Genomic DNA, 14,753 nt, shown 5'->3' with positions numbered 1-14,753 from the left:
TGGCGCCGGAGCGTAGCGGAGGTGACGGCATGAGCGCGCCGACGTTGGTCAAGGAGTCGCCGGTGGTCGTCCCGCCGAAGGACGTGGTCCGCAAGCGCCGTGCGGGCCGCCTGTTCGGCCCTGCCACCACGGTCGCACTGATCGGCATCTTCGCCTTCGGGCCGGTCTACTGGGTGCTCGTCACGGCGCTGACCCCGACGCACGACGTGTTCCGGTTCCCGCCGCGGCTCTTCCCGGAGCACCTCACGTTCGAGCACTTCACCGCGATCCTCGACAACGCGAAGCTGCTGCGGTACCTCACCAACAGCCTCATCGTGTCCACCGTGACCGCCGTGCTCACGGTCATCGTCGCGGCCTACACCGGCTACTCCTTCGCCAAGTTCCGCTACCGCGGCCGCCGCTCCCTCATGTACCTCGTCCTGGCCTCGCAGATGTTCCCCCAGGCGCTGCTGCTCATCACCCTGTACCTCGTGTTCAGCCAGGTCGGACTGATCAACTCCTACCTCGCGCTCATCCTGTCCTTCACCACCTTCACCCTCCCGCTGTGCGTGTGGATGCTCAAAGGGTTCTTCGACACCATCCCCGACGAGCTCATCGAGGCCGCCAAGATGGACGGCGCCGGACAGGGCGCCATCATCCACCGCATCCTGCTGCCCGTCTCCCTGCCCGGACTCGTCGCCACCGGCCTGTTCGCGTTCATCCGCGGCTGGAACGACTTCATCTTCGCCCTCACCCTCGCCGGACCCGACAAACAGACCCTCCCACCCGGCCTGGTCAACACCTACCTCGGCGAGTTCGAGACCGCCTGGCCCGACCTCATGGCCGCGTCCCTGGTCGTGTCCCTCCCCGTCGTCATCGGCTTCACCATCCTCCAGCGCTATCTGGTCGCCGGCCTCACCGCCGGCGCCGTGAAGGGCTGAACACCCCGCCCAGTCCAGGAGATCCACATGTCTCTGTCCCGCCGCACCATGCTCAAGATCGGCGGTCTCGGCGCCCTCGGGACGACCCTCGCCGCCTGCGCCCCAGCCACCAACACCCCCGCACCCGCCGGCACCGAAGGCCTCAAGGACGACGGCGTCAAAGAGTTCCCCCTGACCAGCTGGTCGTTCAACGAGGCGGTCACCAAGGAACCGATCCAGGCCCAGATCGACAAGTACACGGCCGCCAACGCCGGGACGAAGATCAGCACGCCGTCGTACCCGTACAACGACTACCTCAACCAGCTGCTGCTGCAGGTGCAGGGCGGGCAGCTGACCGGCGCCGTCCAGCTCGACGTCGCCTGGCTCGCCACCCTCGCCGCCACCGGCAAGCTCCTGGACCTCAAGAGCGTCGCCGGCGGCCTCGACTACTCCCCGGCGGCCCTGGCGCTCGGGCAGTCCGGCGGGGTGCAGTACGGCCTGCCGTGGACCTTCGCCGGCATCGGCCTCATCAGCAACACCGAGCTGCTGACGAAGGCCGGGGTGACCAGCCCGCCGAAGACGGTCGCCGAGTTCGAGGCGGCGCTCACCGCCGTCAAGGGCCTCGGCGGCGGGGTCGTGCCGTGGGCGGGCATGACGAAGGTCGACCAGTTGAAGGACATCATCCCGTGGATGTGGGAGTTCGGCTCCCCGATCGTGGAGAACAACAAGGTCGTCATCGGCGACGACGGCAGCGTCGAGGCGCTCACCTGGTACAAGAAGCTCTACGACCAGAAGCTCATCGCCCCCGACGTCAACCGCGTCGACGCCCGCGCGCTGATGTCCCAGGGCAAGACCGCCTTCTACGAGGACGCCATCGGCGGCCGCGCCGCCGTCACGAAATCCTCGCCCGACAAGGACCTCGGCACGAAGATGGTCCCCGTCGCCCGCCCGGTGAAGAACGCCGGCGACAAGCCCCGCCACCTCGCCTGGGGGCAGGTGATCGCCGTGATGAACGGTGCCGGCGCCGCCGCCGCCGCGAACTACGCCAAGACCGTCACCACCGACCCCGGGTACAGCGTCGACTGGTTCAAGAAGACGGGCCTGCCGCCGACCACCAACGCCGGACTCGCCGACTCCTCCGTCAAGAACGACAAGTTCGCCACCGACTTCACCAGCCAGATCGGCGCCAACTCCAGCGCCAGCCCGTTCTGGATCTACCCGCAGTTCTCCCAGATGGAGAAGGTCCTGGCCGAAGAGGTCCAGTCGATCCTCATCGGCAAGAAGTCGCCGAAGGACGCGCTCATGTCCGCCCGCGACCGGATGAACGCCCTCATCAAATGAGCTTCGACGACCTGCTCCGCGGCCGCCCACTGGTGGCGATCCTGCGTGGTGTACCGGTTGCGCGGGCCCTCGAGATCGCCCGCGCCGTGTGGGACAGCGGCCTCGGCGTGGTCGAGGTCCCGATCCAGACCCCCGAGGCGGTCGAGTGCCTGCGCGCGCTCGCCGCCGAGGGGCACCCCGTCGGCGCAGGCACCGTCCGCACCGCGGCGCAGGTCGAGGCCGCCGCCGAGGCGGGCGCGGTGTTCACCGTCGCGCCCGGCCTGGACCTCGACGTGGTGCGGGCCAGCCAGGCGGCCGGCCTGCCGCACCTGCCGGGCGTCGCCACTCCGTCCGAGGTACACCACGCGCTGCAAGCGGGTTGCGAGTGGCTCAAGGCGTTCCCGGCCGGGGCGCTCGGCCCCGCCTGGCTGCGCGAGCTGCGCGGCCCGTTCCCCGAGGCGAAGTTCGTCGCCACCGGCGGCATCGGCGCCCACAACGCACCCGAATACCTGGCCGCCGGCGCCCGCGCGCTGGGGGTCGGCGGCGCCGTCACCACCGACGGCGGCCTGCCACCGCTCCTGGAGGTCCTCCGCCGAACCTGACCGACCCACGCTCCGAGGCGCCGCCGCGGACCAGCCACACCTCCGAGGCGCGGCCGCACCGCACCCGGTGCTCTGCGCCGCAAGCGGTGCGCCGCGTCGCACGCAGCGATGCGTTGCGCCACAGACGGTGCGCCACGCCGCACACGGCGGTGCGTTACGCCGCAAGCGGTGTGCCGTGCCGCACGCGGTGTGCTGCGCCGCCGATGGTGCGCCGTGCCGCACGCGGTGGTGTGCCTGGCCGCGCCGGCGCCACGTGAGCAAGCCCCGAGGAAGAGGCCCATGCACAGAGCCGCCCTGGTCGCCGCCACCGCCATGGCGACGGCCCTCGTCACCGTGCCCGCAACCGCCGTGCACGCCGCCCCCGCCACCGTCACCCTGGTGCCGTACGGCATCGACAGCTCCAACCAGGCCGCCTGGTGGTCGCCGCTGGACACGTACACCCCCGGCAACGACTACGCGTATCTGGCGTTCAACGAGCCCGGCTCCACCGCCGGCACGCACCGCGTCGCCATCGCCCGCCGCGACACCGCCGGCGGCTGGACGAGGCTGCCCGTCATGAACGGCGCCGCCCAGGCCGAGTACGCCGACGACATCGGGCACAACCAGCCGTCGGTCGCGCGGGACGGCAGCGGCCGGCTGCATGTGTTCGCCAGCATGCACAACAACGCCTGGCGCTACTTCCGCTCCGACACCGTCGGCGGCGCGCCCACCAACCACGCCGCGGACCTGCCGGACCAGGGGATCGGCGTCACGTACCCGGTGCTGACCACCGCGCCGAACGGCGACCTGTACCTCATCGCGCGGCTCGACGGGAGCACCGCCCGCTCCGGCCGGCTGTACCGGTGGAACAACGCCGCCGCGACGTGGACCCGGGTGGCCGTCTTCGCCGAGTCCGCCAACCGCGCCGTCTACCCCGACGACCTGCAGTTCGACACAGCCGGCAACCTCCACGTCCTGTGGGAGTGGGGGCTGTACCCGGCGACCGCGTTCCGCCACCAGCTCAGCTACCTGCTGTACAGGCCCGCGACCGGCACGTTCGCCGACCACACCGGCGCCGCGGTCGCCGTGCCCGTCAGCACCGCCACCGCCGACGTCATCCAGCCGATCGAGGCCGGCGAGGTGTACCAGGGCAACGACGGCACCGGACCGGCCGTGCAGAGCGCGAAGCTCACGGTCGACGGCACCAGCCCGAAGGTCGCGTACCGCTACCGGAGCGCGACGAACTTCATGGTCCGCTACGCGTACGTCTCAGGCACCACCTGGGTCCGGGACACGGTGTACTCCGCCGCGCAGACCAGCGCCGCCATCGACATCACCTGGCACCCGACGGAGCAGAAGCGCGTCTACTACACCACCGCGGCCGGCGTGATGTACGTGGCGACCAAGCCCGGCACCGCGTGGACCGCCGCCGCCGTCGCGCCCGGGATCCCCGTGCAGCGCTTCGCGGTCGAACGCACCACCGCCGGCGTCGACGTGCTCTACCTCGTCGACCTCACCAACCTTCGCCTGTACTACGGGAGGAACTGATGCGCCGCCTGCTCGCAATCGTGTTGCTGGTGCCTGTCGCCGTCGGCCTGGGAACCGCCACGGCCGCCCACGCCGACCCCGCCGGCACCGGCTACACCCTCGTCTTCGAGGACCAGTTCAACGGCACCGCGGTCGACACCGCGAAGTGGAACTACCGCACCGACTCCAAGGCGTACAGCACCCAGCGCCCGCAGAACGTGTCCGTCAGCGGGGGAGCGCTGAACATCGCCCTGAAGAAGGAGACGTACGGCGGCAAGGACTACACCGGCGGCGGCGTGGTCAGCAAGCAGACGCTGCGCTACGGCTACTACGAGACCCGGGCGAAGCTCAACGACGGCGCCGGCTGGCACAGCTCGTTCTGGCTCATGGCCGGCGACGGCTCGACGACCTTCCCGGCGTCGCAGCGCACCGAGATCGACGGCTTCGAGATCGACTCGATCAGCCCGACCCGGATCCACCACGGCGTGCTGACCTGGAAGGGCAACGGCGTGTCCGCCGGGAAGTCGTACGGCACCACGTACACCAGCGACACGATCGACTCGAGGGACTGGCACGTCTACGGCATCGACTGGTCCGAGACCAGCACGAAGTTCTACGTCGACGGCGTGCTCAAGTACACCGCGCCCTACCTGCCGACGGACTGGACGCACGACTACACGAGCATCTGGCTCACCAGCATCGCCTACGGCAGCGTCCCCGACGCGAGCAAACTGCCGTCGGCCGTGCAGTTCGACTACGTGCGCTACTGGCAGAAGGACTACTACGTCGACGACGACGGCCCGGCCGCGTACGGCTACAGCGAGACCGGCACCTGGTCGCCCTCGACGCTGACCGGCTGGACGACCGGCTCGCCGACCCGCTACGCGGCCTGCAACTCGGGCGGGAACACCGCGACCTGGCGCCCCAACCTCCGTGCGGCGGGCACCTACAAGGTCTCCTACTACAAGGTGACGGCCGCCAACAGCGACCCTGCCGCGAAGCTCGCCGTCGCGAGTACCCAGACGACGGTCAACGGCACCTCGGGCCCGTCCGGCTGGGTCGACCTGGGCACCTTCGCCCTGCCCGCCGGCACCGGCACCGCGGTCACCCTGACCAGCTCGGGCACCGGCTGCGCCCGCGCCGACGCGGTCAGGTTCGTCCGGGTGTGAGCCGCCGCGCCGGTCGCCCCGCGGGCCACGCCGCAGGCCCGCGAGCGACCGGCGCGGCCATGTCGCGGACCCCGGAGCAGAGATTGTTGACTTGCGGAATACTTGCGTGGCAAGTACCGTTGCAGCAGGCGACAAACCCGCTCAGCCCTGGAGGCACAAGATGCCCGCGATCACCGTCGAAAACGTCCTTGCGCTGCCGCGCGTGTCCACCCCGGACCCTGTGTCGGCGCGCCCCCGCCCGGTGGTGTCGGTGACGACGGCGCCGAAGGGATTCGAGGGCGAGGGCTTCCCCGTCCGGCGCGCGTTCGCCGGCGTCGACCTGCGCACCCTCGACCCGTTCATCCACATGGACCAGATGGGTGAGGTCGAATACGCCCCGGGCGAGCCGAAGGGCACCCCGTGGCACCCGCACCGGGGGTTCGAGACCGTCACGTACATCATCGACGGCGAGTTCGTGCACAACGACTCGCACGGCGGTGGCGGCGTCATCCGTGACGGCGACACGCAGTGGATGACGGCCGGAAGCGGCTTGCTGCACATCGAGACCCCGCCCGAGCACCTCGTCGTCAGCGGCGGTCTCTTCCACGGCTTCCAGCTGTGGGTCAACCTGCCGCGCGCCGACAAGTTCGCCGCCCCGCGCTACCAGGACATCCGTGGTGGCCAGGTGGCGCTGCTCAGCTCGCCCGACGGCGGCTCGCTGCTGCGGGTCATCGCCGGTGAGCTCGACGGCCACGCCGGCCCCGGCAACACCTACACGCCGATCACGATGATCCACGCGACGATCTCGCCCGGGGCGTCGCTGACGCTGCCGTGGCGCAAGGACTTCAACGCGCTCGCCTACACCCTCGCGGGCAAGGGCAGCGTGGGCACGAAGGGCCGGCCGGTGGAGCTGGGCCAGCTCGCGGTCTTCGGCGAAGGTGACAGCATCACCGTCACCGCCGACGCGAAGCAGGACCCGCGCCACCCCACGATGGACGTGCTGTTCCTCGGTGGAAAGCCGATCCGCGAGCCCGTCGTGGCGTATGGTCCGTTCGTCATGAACACCAAGGCCGAGGTGGTCCAGGCGTTCGAGGACTACCAGGCCGGCCGGCTCGGCACGATCCCGGCCGCGCACGCCGCAGTGCAAGGAGAGGCGTCCTAAGTGGACATCCAGGTCGTCGACGACCCGCAGCAGCACCGCTTCGAGCTGCGGGTCGACGGAGCGCACGCGGGTGCGGCCTACTACCGGCTGCACCCGGGTGAGATCGTCTTCACCCACACCGAGGTCGACAAGGAGTACGAGGGCAAGGGCCTGGGCAGCAAGCTCGCCGCCGGCGCCCTGAACGCGGCGAAGGAGCGGGCACTGCGTGTCGTCCCGCAGTGCCCCTTCATCGCCGCCTACCTCAAGCGGCACCCAGAGCTCAGCTGAGCGGCTGCAGCCCGATCGGGTTCGGGTGCCGCAGCAGCGCCGACGCCTGCACGGCGATCGGGCTCAGCAGTTCGGCACAGCGCGCCGTGGCGGTCTCCCCGAGGGCCCGCCACGGCGCCGCGGCCAGGGCATCCGTCGTGCGTTCGACGGAGGTGTACGCCTCCCGCGCCCGGCCGGTCGCCTTCCCCTCCGCGTCCAGCCACCCACGGCCGCGCAGCCGGTCGATCGCCGCGGCCCACTCCTCGTCGGTCCAGCCGCGGGCGGGCTGGTAGAACTCCCGGCCGGCGCCGTCGAGCAGCGCGACCCGCCACACGTTGCACTCGGCCCCGTCCAGGCCCTCGACGAGCAGCGCCGCGAGGTGCCCGTCGCCGCGGTGCTCCCGCAGCACCGTCGCCGCCTGCCACAGCACGCCGGCCGGGTCCTCCGGCCACGGCAGCATCGCGTTGGCCGCGCCCAGCACCCGGCCGTGCAGGTCGGCCGCCTCCGCCGCCGCCCGCAACAGGCTTGCGACCTCCGTCAGGTCCCCGTCCACCGTGAGCAGGACCCGCCGCGACCCTTCCAGCCGCGCGGCGAGGGCCGCCTCCGGCGTGATCCGCGTCCACACGTCCGGCAGCGCCCGGGTCACCATCCGGGGCGCGAACCCGTAGAACGCCGCGATCACCGGCCCGGCCGGCACCGCGCCGAGCGGGGCGCTGCGGCCGGCGAAGTACCCCCGCCAGAACCCGCGCAGGCCCGCCTCCTCGAACGCCGCCAGGGCGTCCGGGGCGAAGTAGGTGACCGCGTGGACCGGCTCGAACAGGCTCCACATGCGACGTTCGGTCGACAACTCTGTCATGGACCTGACGGTATACGCGAACACGCCCGGCGGAGCCGGGGACTTTTTCACAGCAGGCATTCCCGGGAACGGCTGTGACGTCGTTCACGGGGGTGAGGTGTACGGAACCGTTTCGTACTCTCCCGGGGCGGGAGTAGGGTTCGTGTACGAAACGGTTCCGTACACCTGCGATCCAGGACTTGCGGAACCCGGCCCTCGCACCTTAGGAAGTGGTCATGTCTCCCGCGCCGAAGCCCGAACGCCGTGAAGCGATCTGCGAAGCGGTCTTCGAGCTGCTCGGCGAGGTCGGATACGACCGCATGTCGATGGATGCCGTGGCGGCGCGGGCCCGCGCCAGCAAGGCGACCATCTACCGGGGCTGGCCCAACAAGCCCGACCTGGTGATGGACGCCTTCGAGCACCGGTTCGGCGGCTCGTACGAGCCGCAGGACACCGGGACGCTGCGCGGCGACCTGATGGCGCTGCTCACCGCGGCGTGCGAGGTGGCGAACAGTCCCGACGGCGACGTCATGACCGGTCTGCTGACCGCGGCCACCCGGAACCCGGAGCTGGCCGAGACGTTCCGCCGCTGCGTCTACGAGGCGAAGCGCTCCGCGTACGACACCATCGTGCGACGCGCGGTGGACCGTGGCGAGCTGCCCGCCGGAGCCACCTCCGACCTGCTGCAAGAAGTCCTGCACGCGCTGGTGCTCAACCGGACCATGTGGCACGAGGGGCCGCTCGACGAGGCGTTCGCCACGCGGGTCGTCGACCGGGTGCTGCTGCCCGTCCTGCGCCAGCCTGCCTGACCCGTATTCCTGCCTGTTGAAGGCCCGCCCGCCGACCGGGTGCGGTCGCGATCAACCATGCCTTGGGAGGCACAAGCTCATGTCGAACCAATCGGGGGACTCGGCCGTCGCGGTCAACCCCAAACGCGCGACCGGTGAGGCCACGGCCGACCCCAAACGCTGGCTCGCCCTGTCGGTCATCGCCGTCGCGCAGCTCATGGTGGTCCTCGACGCCACCGTCGTGAACATCGCCCTGCCGTCGGCGCAGGAGGCCCTGCACATCTCCACCGCCGACCGCCAGTGGATCGTCACCGCGTACACCCTGGCCTTCGGCGGCCTGCTCCTCCTCGGCGGCAGGATCGCCGACTTCTTCGGCCGCCGCCGGACCTTCCTCATCGGCCTCCTCGGCTTCGCCGGCGCCTCCGCGCTCGGTGGCGCCGCGGTCAACGCCGAGACCCTCTACGCCGCCCGCGGCCTGCAGGGTGCCTTCGGCGCGCTCCTCGCGCCCGCCGCCCTGTCGCTGATCACGGTCACCTTCACCGAGGCGAAGGAGCGGGCCAAGGCGTTCGGCGTCTTCGGCGCGATCTCCGGCGGCGGCGCCGCCATCGGCCTCATCTCCGGCGGCCTGCTCACCCAGTACGCGAACTGGCGCTGGACCCTGCTGGTGAACATCCCGATCGCGATCATCGCCTTCGTGGCGGCGCTGCCGGTCGTGCGGGAGAGCAAGGCCACCGGCGACACGAAGTACGACATCCCAGGAGCGGTCCTCGCCACCCTCGGCCAGGTCGCGCTCGTGTACGGCTTCACGAAGGCCGCGACCGACGGCTGGAGCTCCGGCGTGACCATCGGCTGGCTCGTCGCCGCCGGCGTCCTGCTCGCCGCGTTCGTCGTGTGGGAGTCGCGGGCGAAGCACCCGCTGCTGCCGCTGCGCGTCCTGTGGGACCGCAACCGCGGCACCTCGTTCGTCGTGTCGGTTCTCGTCGGCGCGGGCATGCTCGGCATGTTCCTGTTCATGACGTTCTACCTGCAGCAGACGATGGGCTACTCGGCCCTCAAGAGCGGCGTCGCCTACCTGCCGTTCTCCGCCGGCATCATCGTCGCCGCCACCCTTGCGGCGCGCTTCCTGCCCCGCGTCGGCCCGCGCGTGATCATGTCGATCGGCGGGGTCATGGGCACCGCCGCGATGATCTGGCTGACCCGTCTCGACCTGCACTCCGACTACGTGGTGGACATCCTGCCCGCGTTCATCGCGATGAGCGTCGGCATGGGCCTCGTCTTCGTCCCGCTGAGCAGCGTCGCCCTCACCGGCGTCGCCAACCACGACGCCGGCGTGGCGAGCGCCCTGGTCAACACCACCCAGCAGGTCGGCGGCTCCCTCGGGACCGCGCTGCTCAACACCATCTTCACCACGGCCGTCACCGGCTACCTCACCACCCACGGCGCGGAGCCGCTCCAGCAGGCCGAGGCGGCGATCCACGGGTACAACGTGGCCTTCACCGCCAGCGCGGTCCTTCTCGGCGTCGCCGCCGTGCTGGTGATCCTGTTCATCCGGCGCACCCCTGCCGACGCCAGCACCGCCACCGACCAGGAGCAGGTGCCGGTCCTGGTGCATTGACGTCGCCTGTACGACAAGCCATAACCCATTCGGGCACAACGCCCGGGCCCTGGCATCACCTCAGGTCGCCAGGTCCCGGGCGGGTCGTGCGCCGTCCGGTCAGCCGGACGGCGCTCGCGCGTGTCCCGGCGCCGGTCGCTTCAGTCGGGCGGGCGGCGCTCGGGCGTCTGCGGCGCCGGTCGATTCATCCGGGCGGACGGCGCTCGGGGCGGGTGCTACGCGGGCGGGGCCGGCGCTCTCGCGTGTCCCGGCGCCGGTCGCTTCAGCTGGGTGGGGCGGTGCTCTCGCGGACGATGAGGTCGGCCGGGACGAGGATCTGCTCGGCGGTCGGTTCGGTGCCGGCGCGGGTCTCCGCGATCGCCCGGGTGAGCGCGGCCGCGGCCGCCCGGCCCTTCGCGAGGACGTCCTGGCGCACGGTGGTCAGCCCCGGCCGCATCCGGGCGGCGAGCGGGCTGTCGTCGAACCCGACCACCGACAGGTCCTCGGGCACCCGCAGGCCCAGGTCGTGCGCGGCCTGGACGACGCCCTGGGCGATCGCGTCGGAGAAGCAGAGGATCGCGGTGGGGCGCGGGTCCTGCGTGAGGAGGACCTTGGCGCCGTCGTAGCCGTCCTCGGGCTGGCCGTGCGTGAGCCGCACGACCGGCGGGGTGATGCCGGCCGGGGTCAGCGCGTCGAGCCAGCCGAGGATGCGCTGCTGGGCGACGTACCCGTCGATGACCGCCGCGTCCTCGTCGACCGCGGCGCCCGGGATGACGGAGCCGGCCGGCAGCAGGCCGTGGGCGCCGCGCACGCCGCTGGTGACGAAGGCGACGCGGCGGTGACCGAGGTCGACGAGGTGCTGGGCGGCGGCGCGGGCGCCGGGGCGGTCGGCGACGTTGACGCAGGGGATGCCGTCGGCGGGCACCTGGTCGATGAAGACGAGCGGGATCCTGCGCCGGATGAGCCAGTCCACGGCCGTGGACGCCGGGTCGCACGAGTAGACCATCGCGCCGTCCATGGCGACGTCCCTGGCGGGCACCACGTCGTCGCGGGCGGCGGCGGTCAGCAGCGTCAGGGCCAGGCCCGTCGGGGCCAGCTCCTCCGCGATCGCGCCGAGGAACGTGGTGGCCACCTCGTCGTTGAACGCATACCGCAGCGACTCGGTCAGCAGGACGCCGACGGCGCCGGTCGTGCCGCGGGCCAGGGCGCGGGCCGCGGGGTCGGGCCCCACGTAGCCGAGCTCCGAGGCGACCGCCAGGATCTTGTCGCGCAGGGTGGGGGAGAGCTGGTCAGGCCGGGAGAAGGCATTGGAGACGGTCATCCGGCTCACACCGACCTGGTCGGCGATCGTCTGCAAGGTGACCCTCGCCATGCGCACCTCCCGGCTGTCGTCGCGGGGCCCCGTCAGGGGGACCCGCCGACGATATCCTGCCTCAGTTCGCGGGGCTGCACACGGCGGCCGGGGCGACCGCGTCGGCGGCCCGGTGCAGGGTCGCCGCGAGCGCCGCGCGGACCCGGCGCGACCTGTCCGCCCGGCCGCCGATGAGCGGGGCGGCGGGCGCGACCACGGGCGCCTGGGGCAGCGCGCTGCGGACCTCGTGGGCCATCGCGTTCTGAGACTCGATCATCGCGAACGGGAACACGGCCGACCTCCTCGGACCAGGCCTGCCCGGTACGGTACCGGTCCAGTGCCTATACCGGTACAGTACCGAGTGGAACTGTACCGGTCAAGCGAATTCGGGTCGTCGGAGGCAGCGACGCACGTCACTTGCGGCGCGGGGTCGTCCTCCGGGAGGAGGGCCTGCGCTTCGCGGTCGCCGCCGACCGCCGGTGGAACAGCCACGCGGCGACGCCGGCGAGCGCCGCGACGCCCAGCACGTACCAGACCCAGGTGTACGACGTCCGTGGTGCCGGCGCCGGAGGTGGTGCCGCCGCGGCCGGGGGCGGCGCGCAGACGATGTCCTGCGGCGCGCCGTCGGGAGCCACGTGCAGCACGCCCTGGCAGCGGCCGATCGCCGGCGTGCCCATCTCGGCCACGACCGTCCAGTCGCCGGTGGCGAGCGTGCCGGCGAACGTGAGCGCGTCACCGTTGCGACGCAGGCCGGCGGGGCCCTCACGGCGCCCGTCGGCGGTCGTGGCCAGCAGCGTGATGCCGACGGCCTCGGTGACCGGGTGGCCGTCCTGCCAGGTCGCCGTCACCCACACCGAGCCGCGGCCGTCGCCGTGCAGGGTGAGGATGACGCCGTCATGGGCGGCGGCCGGCTTCGCGGTGCCGAGCACCGTGCCGGAGGCGAGGGCCAGGGCCGCCGCCACGCAGGCCGCGGCCCGGCGCCACAAGGGCGCCGGGCCGCGATCGGTTGAGGACCGGTTCACGCGCGCTGCGGGATCCAGCTCTGGTACTTGGCGCCGCTCGGCTTCTGCAGGACGAGCAGCCGGCTGCCGAAGTACTGGTTGTTGCCGACGCCGACGACCAGGCCGCTCGCGGACTGCACCGAGACACCGAACTCCGTCTTGGTGATCGTCCACTGCAAGGCCTTCGCGCAGTCGCCCTGGACCAGGGTCGCACCGGCGACGTCCTTGTCACCCGTGGTGGTGATGCAGGCGTTCGTCGCCTTCGAGCGGACCACGTACTTGCCGCCGGCCACCTGCTCCAGCTTCCACTGCTGGTTCGCCCCGCCGTGCTGGCGGTAGATGATGATCGGCGTGCCGGCCGCGCTGCGGGCGCCGAACACGTCGGCCACCCCGCCGGTCAGGCTGTTGCCGAACACCATCCACGCGCCGGCCGTCGGCGCCGGGGCCGCCGCGGTGTGGACCTTCACGGTCGTCGTCCACGGGGTCAGGGCGCCGTTCTGCGCGAGCGAAATCCCGATCTGGTAGTCGGTGTCGGGGCGCATGCCGACGATCCGGACGTTGGTCGAGCCGACCTGGCCGATGGAGCGTCCATTGAGGACGACCGCGTAGCGGCTGCCGGCCGCGGCCGCGTCCCAGGACAGGCGCACCGAGTTGGCGGTGGTGTCACTGACCCGCAGCTCCTTGAGTCCCGTCGGCGGCTTCGTCGGAGTCGGAGTCGGCGACGCGGTCTTCGTGGGTGTCGGCGAGACCGACTTCGACGGCGAGGGCGACGCGGTCTTCGTGGGCGTCGGCGAGGCGGTCTTCGTCGGGGTGGGGGACGCCGTCGGCGACGGCGGGGGCGGCGTGGTGCCGCCGGGGCCCGCGATCAGGAACTGGTTGTTGGCCACGTTCCAGTTGTTCGCGAGGTAGCTGCCCGGGCTCGGGTTGGTGTTGTAGTAGTCGTCGTGGTTGCAGTCCATCCGGTTCTCACCGGCCTTGTCGGTGCAACCGGCCCGGACGGACGTCTTCAGGCCACCCGAGTCGTTGTAGCACATGATGTCGTACTCATCGAGGCAGTGCCCGGCCTTGCTGGAGTTCGGCGCGTTGTTGTTCACGGCGCCGAGGTTGTGCCCCAGCTCGTGCGCGGCGACGCTCGCCGTCCAGCAGCCGGAGTCGCTGCGGCCGTAGCCGGGGCCGCCGTTGCTGCGGTTGTTCACGCCCGGCTGGGTGTCGCCGTTGAAGGTGCCGATGCCGCAGTAGACCTTCGACTCGCCGAAGATCATGTACTTGCGGTCGGTCCGGTTGTACCCGAGGGCCTTGAGCCCCTGGATCGTCGCGTCGAAGGTGGCGAGGCCACCCGCGGGCAGCTCGACCTCGCGGACGTCGACCTTGCAGTCGGCGGTCGTCACGAAGCGGACGTGCCGCTCGCCGCCGGTCTCCTTGGCGCTGGTGTTGTAGATCGCGTCGACGCCGGCGCTCCAGGTGCGGAAGCTCTCCAGGTACTGGTTGAACCGGCTCGCCGTGCTGGCGTCGCGCACGTACAGCACCTGCACGCGCTTGCCGGCCACGCCGTCGCCGTCGCACGCCACGCCGGAGGCGCCGATCGTGTATCCCAGCGCGGTGTCGGCGCCGGCCTCCGGGACCAGAGCGAAACCGCCCTCGGAGGCGACTGAGCCGTCCTCGGCGGTGACCGTCTGCTCCAGCGGGGCGGCCGCCGTGTCCGTCTCGGGGACGACCTGCGTGGGGCCGGCCGCGGTGATCGGGGCGATCGTGCCCCGCACGGTCAGGCCGGACGGCGGGACGTCAGGGCCGTGGCTGCACTGGCCGCGCTCGGTGAGCTGGTACCCGCCGACGCACGGCTGGCCCTTCTTCGCCGGCGTCAGACCCGCGTACACCAGGCCGAGCTCAGGGTTGTCGGCCGGCACGCGACTGATCGCGGCCGGACCCTTCTCGTTGAACAGGTCGTCGATCGCACCTGGTCCGGCGATCGCCGCACCCGTGCCGACCACCGCGACCGCCACGGTCACAGCCACGCGGCGCAAGACTCGAGACACGCTCGGTTCCTCCGGAGGGGAAAAAGGGGGCGCGGCGGGGACGGGCACAGGGCAGAGGTACCCGTCCCCGCCGCGCGCGGGACGGCCGGCCTTCGAGGGTGGCAAGGCGGGTGAGTGCCGGTCCGTCCACGTGGGAACGGGCTGACCATAGCGATCCGTCAACGTGCCGTTCCAGCCCGAACGACCCAATTAAGGGACTCATAACCGAGACTTGTGGCAGTCCTACGTTGCCGCTTTGCCAGATGGCGTTTCACGTCCCACGGTCCCG

14 protein-coding genes are annotated in these 14,753 nt (G+C 71.6%); 9 read left to right on the top strand and 5 right to left on the bottom strand.

Annotated features, from left to right (window positions below; all coding sequences use genetic code 11):
• Window positions 1–29 precede the first annotated feature (29 nt).
• The 7 genes from ACQEVZ_RS15800 to ACQEVZ_RS15770 all read left to right on the top strand — a co-directional run bounded on the left by ACQEVZ_RS15800 (window position 30) and on the right by ACQEVZ_RS15770 (window position 6,904).
• Window positions 30–920, top strand: a complete 891-nt coding sequence (locus ACQEVZ_RS15800) for a carbohydrate ABC transporter permease (RefSeq protein ID WP_433366958.1) — start codon at window positions 30–32, stop codon at window positions 918–920.
• Between the two features lie 27 nt (window positions 921–947).
• Window positions 948–2,240, top strand: a complete 1,293-nt coding sequence (locus ACQEVZ_RS15795) for an ABC transporter substrate-binding protein (RefSeq protein ID WP_433366955.1) — start codon at window positions 948–950, stop codon at window positions 2,238–2,240.
• The gene (locus tag ACQEVZ_RS15790) at window positions 2,237–2,821 is read left to right on the top strand and encodes a bifunctional 4-hydroxy-2-oxoglutarate aldolase/2-dehydro-3-deoxy-phosphogluconate aldolase (RefSeq protein WP_433366952.1); all 585 of its coding nucleotides are present in this window, start codon (window positions 2,237–2,239) and stop codon (window positions 2,819–2,821) included. Before ACQEVZ_RS15795 ends, ACQEVZ_RS15790 begins: the two co-directional genes overlap by 4 nt.
• A 279-nt stretch (window positions 2,822–3,100) precedes the next feature.
• Window positions 3,101–4,348: a BNR-4 repeat-containing protein gene (locus ACQEVZ_RS15785; RefSeq protein WP_433366949.1), complete on the top strand. Its 1,248-nt coding sequence runs from the start codon at window positions 3,101–3,103 to the stop codon at window positions 4,346–4,348.
• Complete coding sequence (locus ACQEVZ_RS15780; RefSeq protein WP_433366946.1) at window positions 4,348–5,496, top strand: family 16 glycosylhydrolase; 1,149 nt, start codon at window positions 4,348–4,350, stop codon at window positions 5,494–5,496. Before ACQEVZ_RS15785 ends, ACQEVZ_RS15780 begins: the two co-directional genes overlap by 1 nt.
• Window positions 5,497–5,656: 160 nt before the next feature.
• Window positions 5,657–6,637 carry a pirin family protein gene (locus ACQEVZ_RS15775; RefSeq protein ID WP_344512813.1) on the top strand — a complete coding sequence of 327 codons (981 nt, stop codon included), beginning with the start codon at window positions 5,657–5,659 and terminating at the stop codon, window positions 6,635–6,637.
• The gene (locus tag ACQEVZ_RS15770; RefSeq protein WP_433366943.1) at window positions 6,638–6,904 is read left to right on the top strand and encodes a GNAT family N-acetyltransferase; all 267 of its coding nucleotides are present in this window, start codon (window positions 6,638–6,640) and stop codon (window positions 6,902–6,904) included.
• On the opposite strand, the gene ACQEVZ_RS15765 is transcribed toward ACQEVZ_RS15770, so the two are convergent.
• The gene (locus ACQEVZ_RS15765; RefSeq protein ID WP_433366940.1) at window positions 6,897–7,739 is read right to left on the bottom strand and encodes an SCO6745 family protein; all 843 of its coding nucleotides are present in this window, start codon (window positions 7,737–7,739) and stop codon (window positions 6,897–6,899) included. The genes ACQEVZ_RS15770 and ACQEVZ_RS15765 overlap by 8 nt on opposite strands.
• Before the next feature lie 215 nt (window positions 7,740–7,954).
• Here ACQEVZ_RS15765 and ACQEVZ_RS15760 point away from each other — a divergent pair, with 215 nt between their 5' ends.
• Both ACQEVZ_RS15760 and ACQEVZ_RS15755 read left to right on the top strand, forming a co-directional pair.
• Window positions 7,955–8,527: a TetR/AcrR family transcriptional regulator gene (locus ACQEVZ_RS15760; RefSeq protein WP_433366937.1), complete on the top strand. Its 573-nt coding sequence runs from the start codon at window positions 7,955–7,957 to the stop codon at window positions 8,525–8,527.
• Between the two features lie 79 nt (window positions 8,528–8,606).
• Complete coding sequence (locus tag ACQEVZ_RS15755; protein WP_344512821.1) at window positions 8,607–10,121, top strand: MFS transporter; 1,515 nt, start codon at window positions 8,607–8,609, stop codon at window positions 10,119–10,121.
• A gap of 262 nt (window positions 10,122–10,383) precedes the next feature.
• Here the strand turns inward: ACQEVZ_RS15755 and ACQEVZ_RS15750 are convergent, their stop codons facing one another.
• From ACQEVZ_RS15750 to ACQEVZ_RS15735, 4 genes are all read right to left on the bottom strand, one after another.
• Entirely contained in the window at window positions 10,384–11,472 is a 1,089-nt protein-coding gene (locus tag ACQEVZ_RS15750; protein WP_433366933.1) for a LacI family DNA-binding transcriptional regulator, read from the bottom strand.
• Between the two features lie 61 nt (window positions 11,473–11,533).
• Window positions 11,534–11,743 (bottom strand): hypothetical protein, encoded by a 210-nt coding sequence (locus ACQEVZ_RS15745; RefSeq protein WP_433366930.1) that lies wholly within the window; start codon window positions 11,741–11,743, stop codon window positions 11,534–11,536.
• Between the two features lie 121 nt (window positions 11,744–11,864).
• Window positions 11,865–12,473 (bottom strand): hypothetical protein, encoded by a 609-nt coding sequence (locus tag ACQEVZ_RS15740; protein WP_344512827.1) that lies wholly within the window; start codon window positions 12,471–12,473, stop codon window positions 11,865–11,867.
• Window positions 12,470–14,464, bottom strand: coding sequence for an RICIN domain-containing protein (locus ACQEVZ_RS15735; RefSeq protein WP_433366927.1), 1,995 nt, complete (start codon window positions 14,462–14,464; stop codon window positions 12,470–12,472). Before ACQEVZ_RS15735 ends, ACQEVZ_RS15740 begins: the two co-directional genes overlap by 4 nt.
• Window positions 14,465–14,753 lie beyond the last annotated feature (289 nt).

Origin of the sequence: Dactylosporangium sp. CA-152071 (genome assembly GCF_050936335.1) — a bacterium.
GTDB classification, from domain to species: domain Bacteria; phylum Actinomycetota; class Actinomycetes; order Mycobacteriales; family Micromonosporaceae; genus Dactylosporangium; species Dactylosporangium maewongense.
This window is presented reverse-complemented; position numbering and strand designations above follow the sequence as displayed.

Bases quoted from the DNA above. Each gene is read 5' to 3' on its own strand.
- ACQEVZ_RS15800 (WP_433366958.1), top strand. From the start codon at position 30: ATGAGCGCGCCGACGTTGGTCAAGGAGTCGCCGGTGGTCGTCCCGCCG.
- ACQEVZ_RS15795 (WP_433366955.1), top strand. From the start codon at position 948: ATGTCTCTGTCCCGCCGCACCATGCTCAAGATCGGCGGTCTCGGCGCC.
- ACQEVZ_RS15790 (WP_433366952.1), top strand. From the start codon at position 2,237: ATGAGCTTCGACGACCTGCTCCGCGGCCGCCCACTGGTGGCGATCCTG.
- ACQEVZ_RS15785 (WP_433366949.1), top strand. From the start codon at position 3,101: ATGCACAGAGCCGCCCTGGTCGCCGCCACCGCCATGGCGACGGCCCTC.
- ACQEVZ_RS15780 (WP_433366946.1), top strand. From the start codon at position 4,348: ATGCGCCGCCTGCTCGCAATCGTGTTGCTGGTGCCTGTCGCCGTCGGC.
- ACQEVZ_RS15775 (WP_344512813.1), top strand. From the start codon at position 5,657: ATGCCCGCGATCACCGTCGAAAACGTCCTTGCGCTGCCGCGCGTGTCC.
- ACQEVZ_RS15765 (WP_433366940.1), bottom strand. From the start codon at position 7,739: ATGACAGAGTTGTCGACCGAACGTCGCATGTGGAGCCTGTTCGAGCCG.
- ACQEVZ_RS15760 (WP_433366937.1), top strand. From the start codon at position 7,955: ATGTCTCCCGCGCCGAAGCCCGAACGCCGTGAAGCGATCTGCGAAGCG.
- ACQEVZ_RS15755 (WP_344512821.1), top strand. From the start codon at position 8,607: ATGTCGAACCAATCGGGGGACTCGGCCGTCGCGGTCAACCCCAAACGC.
- ACQEVZ_RS15750 (WP_433366933.1), bottom strand. From the start codon at position 11,472: ATGGCGAGGGTCACCTTGCAGACGATCGCCGACCAGGTCGGTGTGAGC.